Raw genomic sequence first — 21,804 nt, 5'->3', positions numbered from 1 at the left:
GTCTTTTGGAGATCTCATGAATACAATTACCATTGAAACATTATTAGGAACCGGTGCCCATTTTGGTCACCTGGCTTCAAAATGGAATCCTGCCATGAAAGATTATATCTTCATGGAAAAGAACGGGATTCATATAATTGATTTAAAAAAAACCATTCAGGCTATGGAAGAAGCGGCTGAATTTGTCAGCAACCTTTCCCGCCAGGGAGGCGAGATCCTCTTTGTCGGGACCAAGAAGCAAGCCCGTTCTGTCATTGAAGATGAAGCCATCCGCTGCAAGAATCATTATATCACCGAACGCTGGCTTGGCGGGACTCTCACCAATTTTATCACCATCAAGCGGTCCATCCGGAGGATGATGCAGCTTCAACGGGACAGTGAAAATGAAGAGGCATGGGCCAATCTGACGAAAAAAGAGATTTTGGGACTGATGCGGGAAAAGGAGAAGCTGGAATCCCTGCACCGGGGAATCAAGGATATGAAGAAACTTCCCGATGCTCTTTTCATTGTGGACACGGTTCATGAAAAGATTGCCGTCGCAGAAGCCCGGAAACTGGATATCCCCATTATTGCCCTGATTGATACCAATGCCGATCCGTCGGTCATTGATTATCCCATCCCGGCCAATGATGATTCCATCCGGACCATTCAGCTGATTACCCGTCGCCTGGCCGACGCCGCCCTGGAAGGAAAAAGCAGCAAAAAAGAGAAAGCTGAAGAAAAAGCAGAAAAAAAGATTGAAACAGCCCCAAAAAAAAGACATCAGAAACCTGTTGAAGCTAACGTAGAAAAAGAAACGGTAGCAGATGTGGAAGAAGTTGAATAAAAAGGAGTCGCGAATATGACCATAACAGCCGCAATGGTAAAAGAGCTTCGGGATAAAACCGGTGCCGGAATGATGGATTGCAAAAAAGCTTTAAATAAAACAGATGGTGACCTTGAGAAAGCTGTTGATTATCTTCGTGCGCAGGGAATCGCCAAAGCTGAAAAGAAAGCTTCCCGCGCCGTAAACGAGGGGTTGATCCATGCCTATATTCATCAGGGCAGCAAACTGGGGACATTGGTCGAAGTCAATTGCGAGACTGATTTTGTGGCAAATACCCCGGAATTTCAGAATTTCGTAAAAAATGTGGCAATGCAGATTGCCGCTTCCGCCCCCCTGGCCGTTACCCGGGAAGATGTGGCCCCTGCAGTGATTGAGCGGGAAAAAGCCATCTACAAGGAACAGGTGATCAATCAGGGAAAACCGGAACATATCGCCGAAAAGATAGTCACAGGTAAACTGGAAAAATTCTATAAAGAAAATGTCCTCCTTGAACAGCCCTTTTTCAAAGATCCTGAAAAAACAGTTGAGACATATCTGAAAGAGACCATTGGCAAACTGGGTGAAAACATTCAGATCGCCCGTTTTTCACGGTTTGTTTTGGGAGAAAACAACTAATTCATCTCACATAAGTAAAGGAGTCTGTTGTGTCAGACCTTCCTTACCAACGGATTTTATTAAAGTTGAGTGGAGAGATCCTTGCCGGTGAAAACGGGACAGGGATCGATCCCTCTGTTGTCTCCTATTTTGCCAGAGAGATCAAAACAGTTGTCGACGAAGGCCTTGAAGTCTGCCTGGTTATCGGCGGGGGAAATATTTTCAGAGGCGGCGCCAACACCCGGAATATTGAAAGGGTGGCCGGCGATTACATGGGAATGCTGGGAACTGTAATCAATGCTCTGGCGATTCAGGACGCCCTGGAAAAATCCGGTATCCCGACCCGGGTTCAGACGGCCATCAGTATTACACAGGTTGCCGAACCTTTCATTCGCCGGAGGGCCCTGCGTCATTTGGAAAAAGGACGGGTGCTGATTTTTGCCGCAGGGACAGGGAATCCTTTTTTTACTACGGATTCGGCTGCAGCTCTACGTGCTGCCGAAATGAATGTAGATGCCCTGTTGAAAGGAACAAAGGTAGATGGCATCTATGACAAGGACCCTGTAACCCATTCAGATGCCGTACATTATACAACTATCAGCTATGAAGAAGCTATTGAACGGAATTTGAAAGTCATGGATCTGAGTGCCATCGCCCTTTGCCGTGAAAATAAAATCCCTATTATTGTTTTTAATTTCAAAAAACCGGGACATTTACTCAGAGTCATCAAGGGTGAACCAATCGGAACAATCTTAGGAGGTTAAGAATGCTGGAATCATTGTACAAGAAATGCAAAACCAAAATGGATAAATCCGTTGAAGTGATTCGTCATGAGCTGGCATCCATCCGGACAGGTCGGGCTTCAACAGCCTTACTGGACGGAATCAAGGTGGAATATTACGGCAATCCCACTCCCCTGAACCAGGTTGCCAATATTACAGTCCCCGAAGCAAGACTCCTGGTGATTCAACCTTGGGAGAAGAACATGCTTCCCATAATTGAAAAAGCGATTCTGGCCAGTTCCCTTGGACTCACGCCTGCAAATGACGGACAGGTTATCCGCCTCCCCATTCCCCCCATGTCTGATGAACGGCGGAAAGATCTCTCCCGTGTTGTGAGCAAGATAGCCGAAGAAGGACGGATCAGCATCCGGAATGTCCGCCGGGAATTCAACGAACATATCAAGAAAATGGAAAAAGATGGCGATATTTCAAAAGACAATGCTGCAGACGGACTGGATGAAATTCAGAAAATCACAGATGAACATATTGCTAAAATTGATCAAATTTTCGAAATGAAAGAAAAAGAAATCCTGGAAGACCATATTTGACCGATACATTTCATCTCAAAATCAGTTGAATCATACATTCTCCGAAGACCTCTGAAAAAATAAATAAAAAGCCCCGCGAAGTATTTTGCACGGGGCTTTTCAATATATTGTTCTTTCCTGCACAAAAAACACAACATCAAAGACGATTGAAAAAAATGATAATTTGAGTTTCTTCAAATCTTCCCTCGGCATCTGTAAATCATTTAAACAATCCTCAATGTACGGCATGATTCAGCTATTCAGAGAGCGCTTCAGGCGGGTTGACACGAATATCCGGAGGATGTTTCGTCCGATTACTTTTCCTCTTCTTTATAGTCCACATCCACGATATCCTCTTTCGGGATATCATTCCGGTATGGATCCTGCTCCGATTTCCGACACCGGATAGATGGATTTTTCTGATGTTTTTCCAGCCATCGAATCAGGTCGGGCCTGATCCAGCGCCGGTAGACAATGACCATCACATAGATGGCGATAATATATCCAAGAAGTCGTGTCATGACGGTTTCCTCACCGGCCGGTATAATTTGGTTCCCGCCGGTGGTTTTTGAATGGTTTTCAAGATTTCCGCTAAATCGTCCTCATTATGGACGAAGTCTATATCTGTTGTATTAATGATAAGCAGGGGAGTTTCATTATATCTGAAAAAAAACTGATTATACATCTGATTCAGTGCTTCAATATACTCCTCATCTATGTTTTTTTCAAAATCCCGTCCCCGTTTGGCAATATTTTTCATCAGGCGTTCCGTATCCGCCTGGAGGTAGATAACGAGGTCCGGTTTGGGAATTTGCCGGATCAGAAGATTCAGCATCTGATCATACAGCATGAGCTCCTTTTCGTTCAGATTGAGATAGGCAAAGAGCTTATCCTTAATGAACATATAATCTGTTACCAGATTTTTATGAAAGAGCTCCGTCTGAAAAAGTTCCATCTGTTGACGATACCGGCTTAACAGAAAAAAAATCTGTGTCTGAAAAGCATACCGGTCCCTGTCGTTATAAAAATCACTGAGAAAGGGATTATCCTCAAATTTCTCCAATATCAGGCGTGCATTAAGGCGTTGTGCAAGAATTCTTGCAAGACTGGTTTTACCAACACCGATAACCCCTTCAATAGCAATATAATAGGCAGGTCTTTGCATTCAGATTTTCTCCACTCGTGATTGATCAGGACACTCGTTTAAAAAGTCCCGAATTGTTTTTTCCGTCCCCGGTACGGTATAATTTAAAGCAATTTCCCCCATAGGCTCTAATACAAATTTCCGTTCTGCAAACTCCCTGTGGGGAACTATCAGATTTTTCTGACAGATTGTTTCATCGCCCCAAAATAAAATATCAATATCCAGAGTGCGGGGAGCATAACGTCGTTTTGAATTCCGGACACGTCCGAATGTTTCTTCTGTCTGGTGGATGATTCTTAGAAGGACCCGGGGAGACAAGCGGACGGCAAACCGGGCTACGGCATTGATAAAATCGGGCTGATTTGCATCATACAACGGTTCCGTCCGGTAAAAAGAACTCATTTGAATCAGAGAGATACCATCCCGGGATGTCAATGCCTCTATGGCCTGTTGAATGGTCTTTCGCACATCACCTAAATTTCCGCCAAATCCCAGAAAAACATGGCTATCAGATAATCTCATCGTGTAATTTCAACTTCCACTGTATCCAAAACCCCTTTGATCGGCACATTCGGCTTGCGAATCCGGGCCGTTACTTTCAGCACTTTCGGATATTTCTCCTTAATGGATTTACACATCTCACCCGCCAGGGCCTCAATCAGATAATATTTCCTGGATGTCACCAGGTCATAAATCAGGTTATAAATGGATTCATAATTCACGGTATCATGGAGTTTATCCGTTTTGATGGCATCCTGTAAATCACAGGCCAGTTCCAGATCCACTTCAAAGCGTCCCCCCCACTCTTTTTCATAGGCTTCCACCCCGTGAAATCCATAAAATACCATATTTTTCAAACGAATTATATCGTTCATCGTTTTCCCCAGTTCAGTTTCTGTCGTAACACATTGAAATAGCTGTAATCCGAACACCGGATGAGCCTGATTTTATGGTTTGCTTTCCGAATAATGATCTCTCCGGTTTTGCTCAGACGTTCCACATGCTGACCATCGGCTGTCAGATAGGCACCCTGGGGGACTTCCTCAAAGGTAATCCGAATTGTCCGCCCGGCATCAATAACCATGGGCCTTTGGCTCAGGGTGTGGGGACAAATGGGATTGATGATAATGGCGGGCACATCAGGTGTGAGAATTGGTCCGTTGCTGGAAAGAGAATATGCCGTGGATCCTGTCGGGGTGGAAATAATCAAACCATCCGACAGGTAACTGTTCATAAAATCCCCGTCAATTTCCACTTTCACTGTCATCATTCGGGGAGAAAGTCCTTTGAACAAGACTATATCATTGAGTGCATATTCGCAGGTACACCCTTTACCATTGCGGATTTCACCATCCAGCACCATCCGATCATCCAAAAGCATTTCCCCCTGAAGGATTTTGTCCATTTTTTCCCGGTAATCATGACGGGACAATTCCGCCAGGAAACCCAGTTCACCCATGTGAAAACCCAGAATGGGAATTTCACGCTGACCGATACGCCGAGCCGCATCCAGGATAGTTCCGTCTCCGCCGAAGGTGATAATGGCCTGGGACATTGCCAATAGTTTTTCTTGGGGTGAATGCCTGTAAGAAGAAAGTGCCGGGATGTTTTGAACAATCTCCTCATCCAGAGTAAATTCAACCCCTTTTGAGTCAAGATAGGCACAAAATTCTTTCAGGATAGGACAAATATCCCGGATTTTCCGGCTGTTTGCCACCAACCCGAAATGTGAGAATTTATTCAAGGTTTTTTTCCTTTTCTTCGCTCATTTGTTCCGATATCACCTGCAGTTTTTTCCGGGCATCCTCCAGGACTTTCCGGCAAGTTTGACTCAGGGATACCCCTTCCTCGTAGAGCGTAAGCATCTCTTCCAGAGGGACATCCTCCGTTTCAAGCCGCTTCAGAATCGCTTCCAGTTTAGCCAGGGATGCTTCAAAACTTTCTTTCTTTTCCGTCATAATCACTCCGAATTAAGGACTTCCCCCCGGAAATCACCGTCGTGCATCACCACGGTGAAACGGTCTCCGGGACGGGCATCATTTTTAGATGTATATGCTTTGCCATCAGGACCTTTTATCACAGCATACCCTTTTTTCATGACTTCTTTAGGATGGGTGAGTCGGAGGGTTGTATCCAGATGTTGCCAACGATGCCGGATTTCAGTGAAAGCCCGGTTGGTTTCATGTCTCAGTCGGCGTGTCAATCCGTCTATTTTTTCGGCATACCGGTTAATGGTTGTACCGGGCAGGCGTGTGGTATAGCGGTCGGATAGATAATGAAGGCGATCTTCCGCCTGGCGTAGGACATTTTCGGCAGCGCCTGTCAGGCGTGCTTCAGCCTGATTCAGGTACAAAATAATTTCCTTCCAACCCCTGCAGGCAATTTCAGCGGCATTCGTTGGTGTGCTGGCCCGGTAATCCGCCACAAAATCCAGGATGGTAAAATCCGTTTCATGACCGATACCCGAAATGACGGGTATGGGATAATTATAGATATAGCGTGCTAACATTTCCTGGTTGAATTCCCACAGATCTTCCATGGAACCTCCCCCCCGGATGATCAACACCAAATCCACATCCTGCATGAGAAGAATCTTTTTCAACGCCTGGATGACAGATTCTGCCGTTCCATTACCCTGCATGCGGGCAGGTACCAGCCACCGGTTCACATGAGGAGCATACTGCAGAAATATCCGTTCGGCATCCTGGAGGCCTGCCGCCGTTTCGCTGGAAATAATGGCAAGATTCCGGGGGTACAGAGGGATTGGCTTTTTATGTTCTTCATCAAAAAGGCCCTCTTTGCGCAACTGTTTTTTCAGGGCTTCAAACTGTTCATACAAATTTCCCACGCCGGCGGGCTGCATGCTGTCCACAGACATTTGATAACGTCCATGGGGCGGATAAACACTCAGGCGGCCGGAAACCACTACATGATTTCCCACATCGGGACGAAATTTCAGAGAACGGGTATAAGTCCGCCACATCACACAGGGAAGCACAGCCCCTTCATCTTTCAGGGTAAAATAGATATGACCGCTTCCATGATATTTAATCTCGGATATTTCACCTTCCAGGGTAAAAAACCCCATAGATTCCAGGCGGACTTTGATAAGCTGGGTTATGTCTGATATGGTATAAATTTTATCCATCAAAACAAAGGCAGCACCTCTGGGCTGAATATCCGAAAAAGTGCTGCACGCTCTTCGTCATGTCTGAATCGGAAAAATGTGCCGGGACCCATCGGATATCCGGCATGATTCATCAGTTCTTACGTTTTTTATGACGATTTTTTCTGAGACGCTTTTTCCGTTTATGATTACGGATCTTCCTTTTTTTGCGTTTTTTTCCACAAGGCACGAATCGTTCTCCTTATCTTGAATGTTTCATGTTTTTGTCGACTGCTTCTTTCAGCATTTTTGAGGGTTTAAAGACAGGCACATAGCGCTCAGGCACCGGAACCGCTTCTCCGGTTCCGGGATTTTGCCCGATTTTGGATGCCCGTTTTTTCACACTGAAACTTCCAAATCCTCTGAAATCCACTCGTTTTCCTTCCATCAGGGCATCGGAAACGGTGGACAGAAATCCGTTGATGACAGCTTCCGTTTCGACTTTTGTCAGGCCGGTCGCCATAGAAATGATATCGACAATATCCGCTTTCGTCATGATACAACCCCTCTTATTTATATATCATCTGAGGTGACGGGGACGGTACCAAGGAACCGATCCACCGGCTTATATCACCAAAGACCACATCGTAAAATGTAATCTTTTCCTTTTTTGGGCGAATAATGGACGGCTTATCTTTCAGGTTTAACTGCCGGGTCAGATCTTCAATTCCATCCTCCACGGTGCCCAGATGGTCTATAAGTCCAAGTTCCAAAGCCTGGCGGCCGGTATAAACCTTGCCGTCGGAAAGTTTTTTCACTGTTTCCTTGTCCATAGACCTCGCATCGGCAACAGCAGATATAAACTGGTCATACACATCATTCACCAGTTCCTGATAATAACGCCTGTCCTCTGTTGTAAAATCCCGGTAGGGTGAACCGGTATCCTTGTATTCACCGCTTTTCACCACATGCATATCCACACCGATTTTATCCATAACCTCCGTCCACTGGGGAAAATCCATGATTACCCCGATACTTCCGGTCAGGGTTCCCGGCAAAGCATAAATGGAATCCGTCGCCAGGGCAACATAATACCCGCCGCTGGCACCCAAAGAACTAAGGACGGAGATAACGGGGTAACCGTATTCTTCTTTAATGCGTTTTACGGCATAGTAGAGTTCCTGGGATGGAGCCGTTCCGCCGCCGGGACTGTTAATATGGAGAATAAGGGCTTTCAGATCACGGATGGAGCTGATTTCCTCCAAATCTTCAAGGATTGGTTCTGCGTTCAGGATGGCTCCCTGAATCTTAACAATACCAATCAGGTTGCCCCGTGTGAGGGAAACTCTCGTCCTGTCGTGACGGACAAAGGTATTGAACATCAATACCGCAGCAATAAAGAGCAGCGCTGTAATAATCCAGTCACTTCGTTTCATCGCAGTTTGATTTTATCTCCGGGATATATACGGGACGGGTTAATCCCCGGGTTTAATTGCTTTAACCGGTTTACGGAAACACCTGTCTTCCGTGAAATCCGGTGGAGGGAATCCCCTCGCTGCACTGTATAAATATCACTACCGGCCCGGGCAATGTTACTCCTGGGAATCCATAAGACCAGTTTTTGTCCGGGATAGATATATTGCCCGTAGCGAAGACCGTTCCAATGCCGGATATTGGAAGCACGGGTCCCATAGCGTTCGGCAATGTGTCCCAGAGTATCGTTCTTACGTACAGTGTAAATAATTTTTTCGTTATTTGAAGAATAATCCGGCAGGGACTGGGATGAAGCAACTGTTTCGCTGTACCCGGGATTTGGAATGGTCAGGCGTTGTCCGATAATAATGGGCTGATTGTTCCTGAGCCGGTTGGCTGTCATAATATCCCGGATCGGCACATTATACAAACGGCTGATGCGGGTCAATGTATCACCCCGACGGACAACATGAGTCGAATACTGGACCGTGTGGACCGTATTAAAAGATTCCAGTGCATTGCTGACCGTTTCCCGTTTTCCTTTCGGCAAACGAATGGTATAGCTGTAGTTGGGAGTGGAATGACGGCGAAGATCAGGATTTAACTCTTTCAGTTCCTGATATTTGATCCCTGCCACGCGGGCTATACTTTCCAGTTCAACGCTTTTATCAATGGACAGGGTGTCATAGGTCCAGTAATTGGGTTGGGTTTGAGGGACGGTAAACCCATAAGCCTGCGGATCCCGGGAAATGATGGCCGCAGCCAGAAAGGTGGGGACATAGTTCCGGGTTTGTTTGGGCAGGCTGTACATTTTCCAGAAATCCCGGGTCCGGTCCCGCTGAATTGCCCGGTGAATCCGTCCCGATCCTGCATTGTATGCTGCCATAACCAGATACCAATCTCCGAATTCATTGTACAGGTCTTTCAAATGACGTGCAGCTGCATCGGTGGCTTTAACCGGATCCCGGCGTTCATCCACCCAGTAATCCCTCTTCAAACCATATAACTTCCCCGTGGAATACATAAACTGCCACAAACCCATGGCCCGGGCATAGGAATAAGCATTGGTCTTAAAACCGCTCTCAATCATGCTCAGGTAAATGAGTTCCTCCGGCAGGTCATATTGCTTTAAAATCTGTTTGAAAAGAATTTCATATTCACCCATCCGGTTCAACCAGGCCTGAAAACTTTCCCGGCCCTGATTCTGGAAAAAACGAATCAGGCTTTCCACCCGGGAATTGGAAATGATGGGAATGTGCCCGTCCCGGTCGTCAATGACCTTGAAATTTTCAATGTTCATATCTTCAGCCAGATATTCCATGGATTCCCTGAGGTCACTTACGGAAAACTGGTCGTGAAGAGAGACCGCTTCCGGTGCAAAATCATGAAAATCATGAATCAATCGTTCCGTGAAATGGGTCATTTCCTCATATTGGATGGGATCAAGGTTATTGAAGACTTCGATATCGGACAGAGCTTCAAAGGTAAGTTTAAGTTGAAGCTGAACTTCAAAGGTATCGGCAAAATGCTCGGCAATCAGGGCGTTTGCGAAATGAATTTTCGCCTCATTAAAGAGGGCTTCAAAACGGTCTGCTTCATAGAACGTTTCAGCCAGAACCGTAGTATCGGTATAAACTGAATCAACAGATTCCACTGCTACAACAGGTTTTTCAATAGGATCGTCCAGGACTTCATGGGTAGCATACGCGTGGGCAAAAACAAAAACCGGGACACATATACTCAGGATCAATTTCGAAAACGTCTTCATAATACCTCATATTTCAGCAAAGGAAGATACCTGTAACTACTCAGAAAGTCAACGATTATGGGCGACGACCTGTCATTCTTTTTCTTACATTTTTTTCAGAATGCCGGTGGTGGATTTCCCCTCATAATAGGGTAGTGTCAACACTTTTCCGCCCCAGCTGACAACTTCCCGGGCACCGACGATGGTATCCGGTGTATAATCCCCGCCTTTGACGAGAATATCCGGTTTTAACCAGGTGATAATTTCAAGAGGGGTTTCCTGTGAAAAGGGAACCACCAAATCCACCGCCGAAAGAGCCAAAAGGATTTCAGCCCGGTCATTTTCATTCTGGACCGGCCGGCCGGGACCTTTCAGTTTCCGCACGGATGCATCCGTATTGAGACCGATGACCAAATGATCCCCAAGAGCAGCGGCAGCGGTCAGATAGCGGATGTGCCCCACATGAAGAATGTCAAAACACCCGTTGGTAAAAACAACCGTCTGCCCGTTTTGCTGCCAGGCACGAACCTGCTCACGGGCATTAGTCCAGATATCTTTCAGTTCTTCGGGAATCACACATCCTCCTTCTGATTGCACAGGGGACACAGATCTGCCAGATCCTGTGAACAAAAACGTTCATAAATATACAGAATTCCCTGCTGGTTTACCCACTTTCTCCGTAGTGAATTTTTTTTATCCACGCCATGCCGATTATAGAAACGCCGGGAGAGTCTGTATTCACCGACAGATACTGTTTCAATCCACTTCAGGATTGCATCCCGGATGCCGGCATTCGGCTCTATGGATGCCAGCAACACCGGGATCAGGGCATTCATGGCAAGTTCAACGGAAAGAGTCTCTCCCGGTTCCCGGCAATCAGCAGACCCGGACTGGAAAAAGCAGTGCCAGAAACGTTTGGAAACGCCTTTTTTCCCGAGCTGTTCCATACAATATGAAAAGATGGATTTCCCATACAATTTTTTCAAAAAAGCCGCCAGCCATGCCAGTCGATTTTCAGGGTACGAGGCAGGCCGAACGCCCAGGCGGACCCACCGGAGCTCTTGTGGTACCTGCAGATGCGAATATCTGTCGCTCAAGTGATTCGCATCATTGAATCCTGCCAGGTATTTCAGCAGGGGATCAATCTCTCCCTTACCCATTCTTCCTGATAAATAATCCTCCCAGGGAAAGGATAAAAAGAGCCGGTTAAAGGAAGAGCGGTTGGCTTTTAATCCGGAAGACTGAAAGAGTCCCCACCAGCAAAGCAGATCCAGACTGAAACGGGTCCGGCGCCGCCGGATATAATCCACCTTAAGATTCAGCCGTTTAAAACCAAATCTTTGCAGAATCCTGAAAAATTCCTCCTGATTTTTCCGGAAAGGATTACAGACGGATTCAAAGGGGATATCACTCAATGTCTCATAGTCTGCCAAACATATCGGGATCTGTTCTCCCCGGCTGTTCACGACAACCCGGGAATGGTCTATCCGGGAAAAAATCACATGGAGCACAACCCGGTTGTAGGCCGGATCCCGGTGATGCCCATGATGATACCAGTCCCCGTTTTGGTAATGGATTTCAATATCCCCCTCCCGGATTGCGTCTCCGATAAAAAGCAGGGCATCTCTGAAATCCGGGCCTTCATGGCGGTTCCAGCTCCCGGGACTGACAACCTGAATCAGATCGCCGTCGAGAGTCTCCAGCTTTTGTTTCCATAATGATGTCACCCAAAGCTTCTGAAGTCTTTGCTCAGAAATATATACCCGGTCCGGTTCAAACAACTGGGAATACAATTCAAATTTCACGGCAGATAGTTCTGTTTTCTCAAAAATTCCTTAAAGAGTGTCTCTGTTTGCTGCAGAAGCTCATCCCGGTCCTCAACAGAGAGGTTCCTTGTCTCCAGGGGAGGTAAAATATCCATAAGGATCCTTCCCGGCCGGACCCACAGGGATCCGACAGGTGTCATATCCCCTGCCCCCCGGAGAATAACCGGCAGGATGGGAAGTTGATGTTCCAATGCCAGGACAAAAGCCCCCTTTTTAAAGGGGAGAATTTTTTTTCCACCGTGGCGGGTTCCCTCGGGAAATACACAGATGGAAAGGCCGTGTTGCCGAAGTTTGACAAAGGTGGAATTCATGGATTCAATGGCTTCATCGCTTTTGGTCCGATCCACAAAAGGAAAGAGAAGTTTTTTCATGACGAATCCCACCAGGGGTAATTTCAGCATGCCGATTTTGGAGACCATTCGGAAATTGAGGGGGATTTTGGCAAAGATAACAAACACATCCAGAGCACTTTCGTGGTTACTGACAATAATATAGGAGGATTCGCGGATATTCTCCCGGCCGTGGATTTTCACCCGGATTCCTGCCGTCAGGAGATTCCACCGGGCCCAAAAACGGACAATTCTGTTAAAGACGGGATGTTTAAAAGGAAAGGGAATGATAACAAGGGATGCCAGTCCGCAAAAGAGGGTTGAAACAAGCAGATTGGTGACAGACCACAGGGACCGTAAAATGGTGAGGAAACGGAGTATCATAGCATCTCCGGCTTGGCGTGTGTCGAATCTATGCGATGGTGTCAAAGCCGGTATAGTTTTTTAGAGCTTCCGGAATGCGAATGCTCCCGTCTTTGTTCTGATAATTTTCCAGGATTCCAATGAGGAGCCGCGGAGTAGCCACACCCGAACCGTTCAGGGTATGAACAAAATGATTCTTGCCGTCAGTATCCTTGAAGCGGATCTGACTTCTTCGGGCCTGAAAATCCTCGAAATTGCTGCAACTGGAAACCTCAAGCCATTTTTCTTCCGCCGGGGACCAGAGCTCGATATCATAGCACTTTGCGGCGGCAAAACTCAGGTCGGCGGAGCACAATTCCACCACCCGGTACGGCAGTTCGAGTCTTTGTAAAATCACTTCGGCATGTTCCACAATCTTTTCCAGTGTTTCATAGGACTCGTCAGGATGGCAAAACTGGACCAGTTCAACCTTATTAAACTGATGCAGGCGCTGAAAGCCCCGTGTATCCTTGCCATAAGATCCGGCTTCACGGCGGAAACATCCCGAATAAGCGGTATATTTGACGGGAAGGTTTTCCAGGGGGATAATTTCTTCCCGGTGAATGTTTGTGACCGGCACCTCAGCCGTGGGAATCAACCACAGGTCATCATCCTCCAGATAATACATGTCATCTGCCATTTTCGGTAACTGCCCTGTCCCGGTGGCACTGGCGGAATTGACCAGAAACGGAGGATAGATTTCCGTATAGCCATGCTCCTGTGTATGCACGTCGAGCATAAAATTCAACAAAGCCCGTTCCAGCCGTGCACCTTTGCCAGTATATAAGGGAAATCCGCTCCCGCTGATTTTGGCTCCCCGGTGAAAATCAAAAAGCCCCAGGGATTCCCCCAATGTCAGATGGTCTTTAGGTTTAAAGGAAAAGTTCCGAAAAGTTCCCCAGCGGCGGATTTCCACATTATCCTTTTCCGTCTGTCCCACGGGGACTGATTCATGGGGAGTATTAGGCAGACGGATCAGGTGATCACGGATTTCTTCCTGCAATTCCATAATCCGCTGATCGTTTTCCTTGATTCGGGCACTGACCTTGCGCATTTCCTGAATTTCAGCAGACGCATCCAGTTTCTGCCGCTTTTTATCATTAATCTGTCGTGTAACCGTATTTCTCAGGTGTTTAAGATCATCGGTTTCTTTACTCAATTCCCGGTGATGTCTGTCTTTTTCCAGAAGGGTTTTCAGATCGGCGTCCACATTTTTTTTGCGAAGGGCTTCTGCAATCCGTTCCGGTTCCGCCCTGATCACATGAATATCCAGCATGCATTCCTCACTTTTTCAATTTTACAAATTTAAGGAATAATTTAAGGAATCACAGACGAAAGTTAAAAATACAAATAACAATTTTATACTTTACTTTATTTTTTGATTTAACCGGAAATCCCGTAAAAGGATTTTAAAATGCTTTTTATCGCTTTGTTTTCAGAAAGGTGTTCACTTTATCAGCGACATACCGGATATCATCCTCGCTCAGGTACTGGTTCATGGGCAGTGAAAGGACCCGTTGTGCGGTTTCGGCGGCTACAGGTGTAGGAAATCCGTGAAGCTTGAGTGCTACAATCGCAGGCTGTTTATTCAGAGGAATGGGATAATGGACAGCCGTGGCAATGCCCTGTTCAGCCAGGTAATCTTTGAGAGCATTCCGGTGATCTGTTTTGATGGTATATTGATGATAGATATGGGTATTTCCGGGGACAGTCACCGGTGTTTCCACCGAGGGATCAAGGTATTTTTTATACCACATTGCTCTTTCCGCCCGCAGCTTGTTCCACCCTTTCAGATATTTGATTTTTACATTCAGGATAGCCGCCTGCAAAGAATCCATCCGGCTGTTGAGACCGATGAGGTGATGCTCATACTTATGGGCCTGACCGTGATTGGCAATCAGAGCACAGGTTTCCGCAAGGGAGTCATCATGGGTAATCAGTCCGCCGGCATCACCATAAGCTCCCAGATTTTTACTGGGAAAATAGGAAATCGTGCCAATATCTCCAACGGTCCCGGCAAAATGTCCATTTTGAGCAGCTCCGATAGCCTGGGCTGTATCCTCGATGACTTTCAAACCGTATTTTTCTGCGATTTTCATCACCGGTTCCATGGGAACCATCTGTCCGAAGAGGTGGACAGGAATAATCGCCTTTGTTTTCTCCGTGATCCGTTCTTCAATGAGGTCCGTATCCATCAGACATGTATCGGAACGGATATCGGTAAAAACGGGCACAGCACCGGTAAAGGCAATGGTTTCCGCCGTAGCCACAAAGGTAAAGGGCGTGGTTATCACTTCATCTCCAGCCTTGATACCCAGGGCTTTCAAAGCAATCAGCAGAGCATCGGTCCCGTTGGCACAGGGAATGTGGTGTTTCACACCCAAAAGGGACTGAATATGGCCGCTCAATTCATCCAGTTGGGGTCCCATAATAAAGCGAGCTGAAGTCAGCACCTCTTCCAGGGCCGGCATGAGTTCCGGTTTCAATGTTTTAAATTCTTTTTGCAAATCCAGCAGGGGGATATTCCGTGACATAGACACCTCTTATTGTCCCTTTGCCGTAAAGACGGTGGCAAAGGTATTCATGATAATTTTAAAATCCAGTTTCAGGGACATATTTTCCAGATAGTAGAGATCATATTCCAGCTTTTTTTTCACATCCTCGAAGGATTCGTCGTATTTATGCATGGTTTGGGCCCAGCCTGTAATCCCCGGTTTCATTTTCAGCCGGTGGCGATAGAGGGGAATGGTTTTAATGAACTGATCCACAAAAACAGGCCGTTCGGGTCTGGGGCCTACAAGACTCATATCTCCCTGCAACACATTAATAAACTGGGGGATTTCATCCAAGCGGGTCTTCCTGAGAAAATATCCCACACGGGTAATCCGGGGATCCTTTTTCTGAGACCAGACAGGCCCCGTTTCTTTTTCTGCATCAGGGATCATGGTGCGGAATTTGATCATTTTAAAGATTTTTCCGTTTTTTCCCACCCGTTCCTGCCGGTAAAAAACAGGGCCTGGCGAATCAATATATATAGCCAGAACAATCAGAGGAAAAAACGGAAGGAGAATTAACAGTGTTATGGAAGAAACCACCACATCAAGCAGGCGCTTGAAAGCCTTTTCCCATTGGGGCATAAGCTGAGGGAAAATATCGATGAGGGGAAATCCGTAAATCTGGTTTGTCCGGGCCTGACCGGAAATGATGTCGTACATATCCGGGATGATTTTTAGTCCCACATCCATGCGTCCCACTTTATCCACCACATCCAGCAGCCGCTCATGATTCCCCGTATCGAAAGCAATCACCAACTCACCGATATGCCGGCTCCGGATAAGATCAGGCAGTTCTTCCAAATCCCCGATCACCTCCACATTTTTGTAGGTCTTTCCGATATTGTCAGGGTTCAGTGTCACAAAACCGACAATTTTATAGCCAAGAGCAGGGTATTGCTTGATTTTGTCATAAATGTTAAAACCGAAATCATTATAACCCACAATCAGTGTCGGTGTGAGCCCAATCCCCCGCTCAAAGCGTTTTCTTTGGAGGGTGATAAAAAAAATCCTTCCCAGGGATGTAAGAATGGATAAGAGGAACCAGTAAATCAGCAGGGTCAGACGGGTGGAAACAATGGGGTGGTTCAAATCGAAAGTAATCAGAAAGAGAACGATCATCCCAAAGAATATTGTTTTAAAGACCCGGAAATTTTCATCGGTCCGGGACGGTGCCAGAGGAAAACTGTAAAGGCCATTCCAGAGAAAGATAATAAGCCAGTAAAGGTAGAGCACGGTTGCCGGCAGAATCAGATCTGTGGTATAAAGCTCGATGGGACTGTTAAAAAGATTCAGTTTAAAGCGGAACAGATATGTGATATAGAGTGCAGCCACGGAAGCAAGGAAGTCAGAAAGCATGGTATTGATGACCAGCCGGGATTTTCTCATGATATCAAAACCTTTTTTATTTGTTCCGTTATTTTTTGGGCGGCCTGACCGTCCCCGTAATAATGCTCCCTTTCATGATCCGGGTGGAATGAGTGGATCGCCCGGGTAATTTTATCCGGATCGGCGCCGGTAATCACGTTATACCCGGCTTCCACCGTTTCAAGCCATTCCGTCTCAGTCCGGAGGGTGATACAGGGTTTGCCCATGAAAAAAGCTTCTTTTTGTACACCTCCGGAATCGGTGAGAATTTTCAATGCATGGTTTTCCAATTGGAGCATATCCAGGAAACCCACCGGTTCTATAATTTTCAGGTGTTTTGCTTTGGACAAAATATGCCGGCTTTCAGGATGATTCATCACTTTTTTGGTTCGGGGATGGCATGGAAAAACCACAGGCCATGGACTCCCGGCTACAGATTTCAGGATGGATAAGAACGTTTCGGGATCATCTGTATTGGAGGGACGGTGAATAGTCAATAATAGAAACTCTTTATTGGCCAGTCCCAATGAACGGACAATATCCGATTTCTGTTCCGAAAGGGGCAAAAAATGCAGACAGGCATCGTACATCACGTCGCCGGTGAGATAAGTATTTGATGTCATACCTTCTTTACTCAGAAGTGACACGGCATGTTCCGTAGGACAAAAAAGGTGGTCGGCAATGCGGTCGGTGGCGATACGGTTAATTTCTTCCGGCATGGACCGGTTAAATGAACGAAGTCCGGCTTCAATATGCCCCACCGGAATTTGAAGTTTTACCGCGGCCAAAGCTCCGGCAATGGTGGAATTGGTATCACCGTAAACCAGAACATAATCCGGCTTTTCTTTTATCAAAACCTCTTCAATGGCAGCCAGCATCCTGCCGGTTTGTTCGCCGTGGCGTCCCGAACCGATATTCAGATGATAATCCGGTTCAGGGATGCCCATGTCTTCAAAAAATACACGGGACATATTCCGGTCGTAGTGCTGGCCGGTATGGATGATTATTTCTTTAAAATATTTCCGGAGAGCCAGTGCCAGGGGAGCTTCTTTAATGAACTGAGGTCTGGCGCCGATAATTGTCGCAATGGTATATGTCATAGAATGATTGTCTCTTTCAATACAATGGAGAATATACTGTGATTTAAAGTTTTGTACCAAAACTTTAAGAGTTGAGAGTGATGAGTGGAGAGTAGTGAGTTAGAGTTTTGAGTTGAGAGTTGGGCTAAGTTTGTTCGTTGTGTTTTTGATTATATACTTTACAAGATATTTTACGGGATAAGTATTAACATTTGAAGAAGACCTTTTATTGCCATCATTGAATATATGATATTTAATATTATTTTGAATCTGTGTCTTAGATTAATTATCTTAATTTCATGGCTAAAAGTATTATTGCTGAAAAGACGTTGGATTTCTCGGTGAATGTTGTCAAGGCATCCCAATTTTTAAATCAGGAAAAGTATGAATATGATATATCTCGTCAACTTAAAAGAGCCGGAACATCTATTGGAGCCAATGTATCAGAAGCTCTGAATGCTTCATCCCGGAAAGATTTTATTCATAAAATGACCCTTGCTTTAAAAGAAGCCAATGAAGCCTTCTATTGGATTTAAATATTAAAACGGACGGATTACAATCATGAAATCATATCAAACCTGGAAAATCCCTGCCATGAGATCATAAAAATCTTGAGATCCATCATTCTCACATCAAAAAGCCGCCTCAATCATTCCACCCCAAAAACATAGCCAAAAATTAAAACCGTTTTAAACGCAATAAACCAAACTCAAAACTCTCAACTTGGACTCACAACTCATCACTCTCCACTCTCAACTCTTCTGGAATTTTTCAATTAATCGCTGTACAAAATATTTCCGCGTAAAGGATTCCCGGATCACAGCATAGCCTGCCTTGCCCATGGCCTTGCACTTTTCCCGGTCGGCCGCCAGATTGCTCAGGGTCCTGGCCAGATCGTGCGCATTATGATCGGGAGGTAAAACCACACCGCATTGATGATTCGTGATAAAATCCGCCGCCTCACCGGGAATGTTGGTCACCAATGGCACTTTCCGGGCCAGGTATTCAAACATTTTGCTGGGAAGGGCATTGGTAAACAGATCCACATTCTTCAGCGGTACGAGTCCAATATGGGCGGCACTGATGATAGAGGGCATTTCAGACCGTGCCTGGGATTCCACAAAAATGACATTTTTCAATTGATTCTTTTGTGCTTCTTGTTCCAGTTCGGCCTTTTTAACCCCATCCCCCACAAAAACAAACATAATCTCTTCATTGGACTTCAGCAATTTTGCCGCATCGATAATCCGGTCCAGTCCCTGGGCAATACCCATATTCCCGCTGAAGAGGACCACAAATTTTCCTTCGATGGCATTTTGAAAAAAAACCGGCCGGGCAGGTTCGGTGAGCATAAAATCCGGCACCCCGTTGGGAAGATCTACAAAATCCGGTTCCTGTTTTATTTTACCCGTTATCCGTTCCCTGAAACCGGGAACAGCCAGAGATATAACTTTCGCGCCCTTGTAAACCCACCGTTCCAGTCCTTCCAGGATACGGATAAAAAACCGGTTCTTCATGGCATCCAGTTCAATCACCGAATCAGGCCACAGATCCCGCACATCCAGAATATAGGGTATTCGCCGGAGCCGGGAGATGATCCGCCCTGCCACAGCCGTGGTTAACGGCGGCGAAGTCACCCAGATCACATCCGGTTTATCAATCCATAAAGAGCGCCAGATTCCCGAGAGCATGAATGAAAGGTAAAAAAAAGACCGGTCTTTATTGGTAGAGCGTTTATTTACCATCACCCAGGACCGGTATACGTTGATCCCGTTCCAGATCTCCACATTTTTGCTTTTCACATTCCGGCGGATAAAGTAGGCCGGGCGTTCACACACCACGCTGACCTTAAAGCCTGCATCCTTTAATAAAAGTGCGTAATCACTCATCCGGGATGCAGCAGCGCCGGCTTCCGGAGGAAAATACTGGGTAAGAATTAAGACGTGGGGGGATAAATTCATGAAAGACGGGTCACTTTATTTTCGGAGAGATGATAGGTTTTACCGCAGCTTGAACATATTGCCTTACCCTTTTCATCAAATGTAAGCCGCTTGGCGCATTCACACACCCAACCGATGCGCCGGGCGGGAATACCCACCATGAGGGCATGATCGGGAACATCTTTGGTAATCACCGATCCGGCACCGATAAAGGCATAGCGGCCGATAGTAATGCCACAGACGATGGTGGCATTGGCCCCGATAGAGGCTGATTTTTTTACCAGGGTTTTATGATAGAATTGTGAACCCCGCTGGGGAAATTCACTCCGGGGATCGAGTACATTGGTAAAGACCATGGAAGGACCGCAGAAAACATAATCCTCCAGTTCCACCCCTTCATATACACTCACATTATTCTGAATTTTTACATATTTCCCGATAACCACATTATTGGCAACGTTCACATTTTGTCCCAGGGTGCATCCCGGACCGATTTTCGCCCCTTTCTGAATATGGGAAAAGTGCCAGATCTTTGTCCCTTCACCGATTTCAACCCCTTCATCCACATAAGATGATTTATGAACAAAATATTTTTTATCTTCAGGCATACATGCTCCGTATTCAGAGAGGCAGGCTGACCCGTTTACCGGTTTTGGCGGATTGATAAATAGCCAGGATAAGTTCCAGGGATTTTCGTCCGCTACGGCCGTCTGTATTGGGTTCGCTCTCCCCTTTCAGGACCTTGATCACATTTTCATAATAGGGAATGTGCCCGAACCCGTACACATTGGGTGGATTGTAATTGCTTTTTTCAATAATGGCATCATCGTCATCATATTCGGCAAAGTCCCATTTCTCGATTTTATTTATGGCTATACCCCCAACTTTTACGGTTCCTTTTTCACCGATCACCGTTATTGATCCCTCAAAATTTTTCGGATACGTCAACATGGTTACATTCATATTACCAATCACGCCATTGCGGAAACGGAGGATGGCAGAACCTGTGTCTTCAGCTTCAATATGGCGGGCCAGGGTAGCTGTTTCAGCCATCACGTGGTCCACGGGACCGATAAGCCACTGAAGGGCATCCACATAGTGGGAGGCCTGGTTCATAAAGGCGCCGCCGTCAAATTCCCAGGTCCCCCGCCACTTGGCCATATCATAGTATTCCTGGGGACGCATCCAGAACACATTGCTCTGGACCATATAAATCTGTCCGAACCGGTCTTTGTCCAGAGCCCGTTTCAGCAGTTGCATGGTCGTGTTCAGGCGGTTTTGTTTCACGACAAACAGGTTGACTCCCTCATGATCGCAGGTATGAATCAACTCATCCACGGAAGGCAGAGTAATGCCCATGGGTTTTTCCGTAATTACATGACAGCCTGCCTTTGCCGCCTGAATACCATGTGCCGGATGGAGGCCGCTGGGTGTACAGACGGACACCACATCAATATCCCCCCGGTTCAGCATTTCAGAATAATCTGTGTACCAGTCCACCCCCTGCTCTTTTCCCGCCGTTTCTGCCTGTTCTTTCACAATATCACACACGGCTACCAGCTTTAAATCATCCGGAAAGTGTTTAATGGACGCAAAATGGTTTTTAGAAATCCGTCCGCAACCGATAAGGGCAATATTCAACATATTTCAACCTTTTCTTTCAACATGCTTCAATATCATTTGTCTGCTGATTTAACGGAGTAATTTAGTAAATATGGAGAGGATAAGATAGAATTCTTTCGAGGGAACGAGGGAGAAAATTCCTCCCGCCGGGTTCGCAGAGACGCGGAGAAAGAAAAAATACTAAATACATTACATTGCGCATCCTCTCTTCGCTCCTTGCTATTCAATCGACTATCAACTGTAACTCATGGCTGTCGACTATCAATTCCGGATACTCCGTAATACTCTGAGATAATATTTTCTGGTTATTAATTTTGTATAATTAATATGATTAAAATAGCCTTGATAATAACAAATACAATGGATATAATAAACAAAGATATAAAAACACCCCCTTAATCACTCCTTCTTAGCGGATTCTCTCTGTTGAATGTAAAAGGGTTTTCGTTCGTTATGATTCAAACAAGATGGACTAAGTAAATAAAC

General features: G+C 46.0%; 25 protein-coding genes. 5 read left to right on the top strand and 20 right to left on the bottom strand.

Going from position 1 to position 21,804, the window contains the following annotated elements:
* Window positions 1-16: 16 nt before the first annotated feature.
* From rpsB to frr, 4 genes are read left to right on the top strand one after another with little or no spacing between them, the layout of a single operon-like run.
* Window positions 17-826, top strand: a complete 810-nt coding sequence (rpsB, locus tag J7K63_00290) for a 30S ribosomal protein S2 (GenBank protein MCD6233466.1) — start codon at window positions 17-19, stop codon at window positions 824-826.
* Window positions 827-841: 15 nt separating this feature from the next.
* The gene (gene tsf / locus J7K63_00285; GenBank protein MCD6233465.1) at window positions 842-1,441 is read left to right on the top strand and encodes a translation elongation factor Ts; all 600 of its coding nucleotides are present in this window, start codon (window positions 842-844) and stop codon (window positions 1,439-1,441) included.
* Between the two features lie 29 nt (window positions 1,442-1,470).
* On the top strand, window positions 1,471-2,184 hold the full coding sequence (locus J7K63_00280) for a UMP kinase (GenBank protein MCD6233464.1): 714 nt from the start codon (window positions 1,471-1,473) through the stop codon (window positions 2,182-2,184).
* 2 nt (window positions 2,185-2,186) lie between these two features.
* Window positions 2,187-2,750 (top strand): ribosome recycling factor, encoded by a 564-nt coding sequence (gene frr / locus J7K63_00275; GenBank protein ID MCD6233463.1) that lies wholly within the window; start codon window positions 2,187-2,189, stop codon window positions 2,748-2,750.
* Window positions 2,751-3,043: 293 nt separating this feature from the next.
* Here the strand turns inward: frr and J7K63_00270 are convergent, their stop codons facing one another.
* The 17 genes from J7K63_00270 to wecB all read right to left on the bottom strand — a co-directional run bounded on the left by J7K63_00270 (window position 3,044) and on the right by wecB (window position 17,776).
* Window positions 3,044-3,250: a hypothetical protein gene (locus J7K63_00270; GenBank protein MCD6233462.1), complete on the bottom strand. Its 207-nt coding sequence runs from the start codon at window positions 3,248-3,250 to the stop codon at window positions 3,044-3,046.
* The gene (locus J7K63_00265; GenBank protein ID MCD6233461.1) at window positions 3,247-3,894 is read right to left on the bottom strand and encodes a deoxynucleoside kinase; all 648 of its coding nucleotides are present in this window, start codon (window positions 3,892-3,894) and stop codon (window positions 3,247-3,249) included. The genes J7K63_00270 and J7K63_00265 overlap by 4 nt, the downstream gene beginning before the upstream one ends.
* A complete protein-coding gene (gene folK, locus J7K63_00260; protein MCD6233460.1) occupies window positions 3,895-4,395 on the bottom strand; it encodes a 2-amino-4-hydroxy-6-hydroxymethyldihydropteridine diphosphokinase in 501 nt (166 codons plus the stop codon).
* Entirely contained in the window at window positions 4,392-4,748 is a 357-nt protein-coding gene (folB, locus tag J7K63_00255) for a dihydroneopterin aldolase (GenBank protein MCD6233459.1), read from the bottom strand. Before folB ends, folK begins: the two co-directional genes overlap by 4 nt.
* On the bottom strand, window positions 4,745-5,617 hold the full coding sequence (locus J7K63_00250; GenBank protein MCD6233458.1) for an NAD(+)/NADH kinase: 873 nt from the start codon (window positions 5,615-5,617) through the stop codon (window positions 4,745-4,747). Before J7K63_00250 ends, folB begins: the two co-directional genes overlap by 4 nt.
* On the bottom strand, window positions 5,610-5,831 hold the full coding sequence (gene xseB / locus J7K63_00245) for an exodeoxyribonuclease VII small subunit (GenBank protein ID MCD6233457.1): 222 nt from the start codon (window positions 5,829-5,831) through the stop codon (window positions 5,610-5,612). Before xseB ends, J7K63_00250 begins: the two co-directional genes overlap by 8 nt.
* A gap of 2 nt (window positions 5,832-5,833) precedes the next feature.
* The gene (gene xseA, locus J7K63_00240; protein MCD6233456.1) at window positions 5,834-7,021 is read right to left on the bottom strand and encodes an exodeoxyribonuclease VII large subunit; all 1,188 of its coding nucleotides are present in this window, start codon (window positions 7,019-7,021) and stop codon (window positions 5,834-5,836) included.
* Between the two features lie 220 nt (window positions 7,022-7,241).
* Window positions 7,242-7,535, bottom strand: coding sequence for an integration host factor subunit beta (locus J7K63_00235; protein ID MCD6233455.1), 294 nt, complete (start codon window positions 7,533-7,535; stop codon window positions 7,242-7,244).
* Window positions 7,536-7,548: 13 nt separating this feature from the next.
* Window positions 7,549-8,415 carry a signal peptide peptidase SppA gene (gene sppA, locus J7K63_00230; GenBank protein ID MCD6233454.1) on the bottom strand — a complete coding sequence of 289 codons (867 nt, stop codon included), beginning with the start codon at window positions 8,413-8,415 and terminating at the stop codon, window positions 7,549-7,551.
* Window positions 8,412-10,220, bottom strand: coding sequence for a LysM peptidoglycan-binding domain-containing protein (locus J7K63_00225; GenBank protein MCD6233453.1), 1,809 nt, complete (start codon window positions 10,218-10,220; stop codon window positions 8,412-8,414). The genes sppA and J7K63_00225 overlap by 4 nt, the downstream gene beginning before the upstream one ends.
* A gap of 84 nt (window positions 10,221-10,304) precedes the next feature.
* A complete protein-coding gene (gene rfaE2 / locus J7K63_00220; protein ID MCD6233452.1) occupies window positions 10,305-10,775 on the bottom strand; it encodes a D-glycero-beta-D-manno-heptose 1-phosphate adenylyltransferase in 471 nt (156 codons plus the stop codon).
* On the bottom strand, window positions 10,772-11,926 hold the full coding sequence (locus J7K63_00215) for a DUF2851 family protein (GenBank protein ID MCD6233451.1): 1,155 nt from the start codon (window positions 11,924-11,926) through the stop codon (window positions 10,772-10,774). Before J7K63_00215 ends, rfaE2 begins: the two co-directional genes overlap by 4 nt.
* Before the next feature lie 74 nt (window positions 11,927-12,000).
* Window positions 12,001-12,738, bottom strand: coding sequence for a 1-acyl-sn-glycerol-3-phosphate acyltransferase (locus J7K63_00210; protein ID MCD6233450.1), 738 nt, complete (start codon window positions 12,736-12,738; stop codon window positions 12,001-12,003).
* 28 nt (window positions 12,739-12,766) lie between these two features.
* Complete coding sequence (serS, locus tag J7K63_00205) at window positions 12,767-14,032, bottom strand: serine--tRNA ligase (GenBank protein MCD6233449.1); 1,266 nt, start codon at window positions 14,030-14,032, stop codon at window positions 12,767-12,769.
* Window positions 14,033-14,177: 145 nt separating this feature from the next.
* Window positions 14,178-15,290, bottom strand: a complete 1,113-nt coding sequence (locus J7K63_00200) for a DegT/DnrJ/EryC1/StrS family aminotransferase (protein MCD6233448.1) — start codon at window positions 15,288-15,290, stop codon at window positions 14,178-14,180.
* A gap of 9 nt (window positions 15,291-15,299) precedes the next feature.
* On the bottom strand, window positions 15,300-16,697 hold the full coding sequence (locus J7K63_00195; GenBank protein ID MCD6233447.1) for a sugar transferase: 1,398 nt from the start codon (window positions 16,695-16,697) through the stop codon (window positions 15,300-15,302).
* A complete protein-coding gene (wecB, locus tag J7K63_00190; protein MCD6233446.1) occupies window positions 16,694-17,776 on the bottom strand; it encodes a UDP-N-acetylglucosamine 2-epimerase (non-hydrolyzing) in 1,083 nt (360 codons plus the stop codon). The genes J7K63_00195 and wecB overlap by 4 nt, the downstream gene beginning before the upstream one ends.
* Before the next feature lie 278 nt (window positions 17,777-18,054).
* On the opposite strand from wecB, the gene J7K63_00185 reads away from it, so the two are divergent.
* The gene (locus J7K63_00185; GenBank protein ID MCD6233445.1) at window positions 18,055-18,291 is read left to right on the top strand and encodes a four helix bundle protein; all 237 of its coding nucleotides are present in this window, start codon (window positions 18,055-18,057) and stop codon (window positions 18,289-18,291) included.
* Window positions 18,292-18,507: 216 nt separating this feature from the next.
* On the opposite strand, the gene J7K63_00180 is transcribed toward J7K63_00185, so the two are convergent.
* Genes J7K63_00180 through J7K63_00170 form a run of 3 tightly spaced genes read right to left on the bottom strand, consistent with a single transcriptional unit; the run spans window position 18,508 to window position 21,339 of the window.
* A complete protein-coding gene (locus J7K63_00180) occupies window positions 18,508-19,716 on the bottom strand; it encodes a glycosyltransferase family 4 protein (GenBank protein ID MCD6233444.1) in 1,209 nt (402 codons plus the stop codon).
* A complete protein-coding gene (locus J7K63_00175; GenBank protein MCD6233443.1) occupies window positions 19,713-20,303 on the bottom strand; it encodes an N-acetyltransferase in 591 nt (196 codons plus the stop codon). Before J7K63_00175 ends, J7K63_00180 begins: the two co-directional genes overlap by 4 nt.
* Before the next feature lie 13 nt (window positions 20,304-20,316).
* Window positions 20,317-21,339 carry a Gfo/Idh/MocA family oxidoreductase gene (locus J7K63_00170; GenBank protein ID MCD6233442.1) on the bottom strand — a complete coding sequence of 341 codons (1,023 nt, stop codon included), beginning with the start codon at window positions 21,337-21,339 and terminating at the stop codon, window positions 20,317-20,319.
* Window positions 21,340-21,804: the final 465 nt, after the last annotated feature.

The organism is Candidatus Neomarinimicrobiota bacterium, from assembly GCA_021157965.1.
In the GTDB taxonomy this organism is placed as follows: Bacteria; Fidelibacterota; Fidelibacteria; order Fidelibacterales; family Fidelibacteraceae; genus Fidelibacter.
This window is presented reverse-complemented; position numbering and strand designations above follow the sequence as displayed.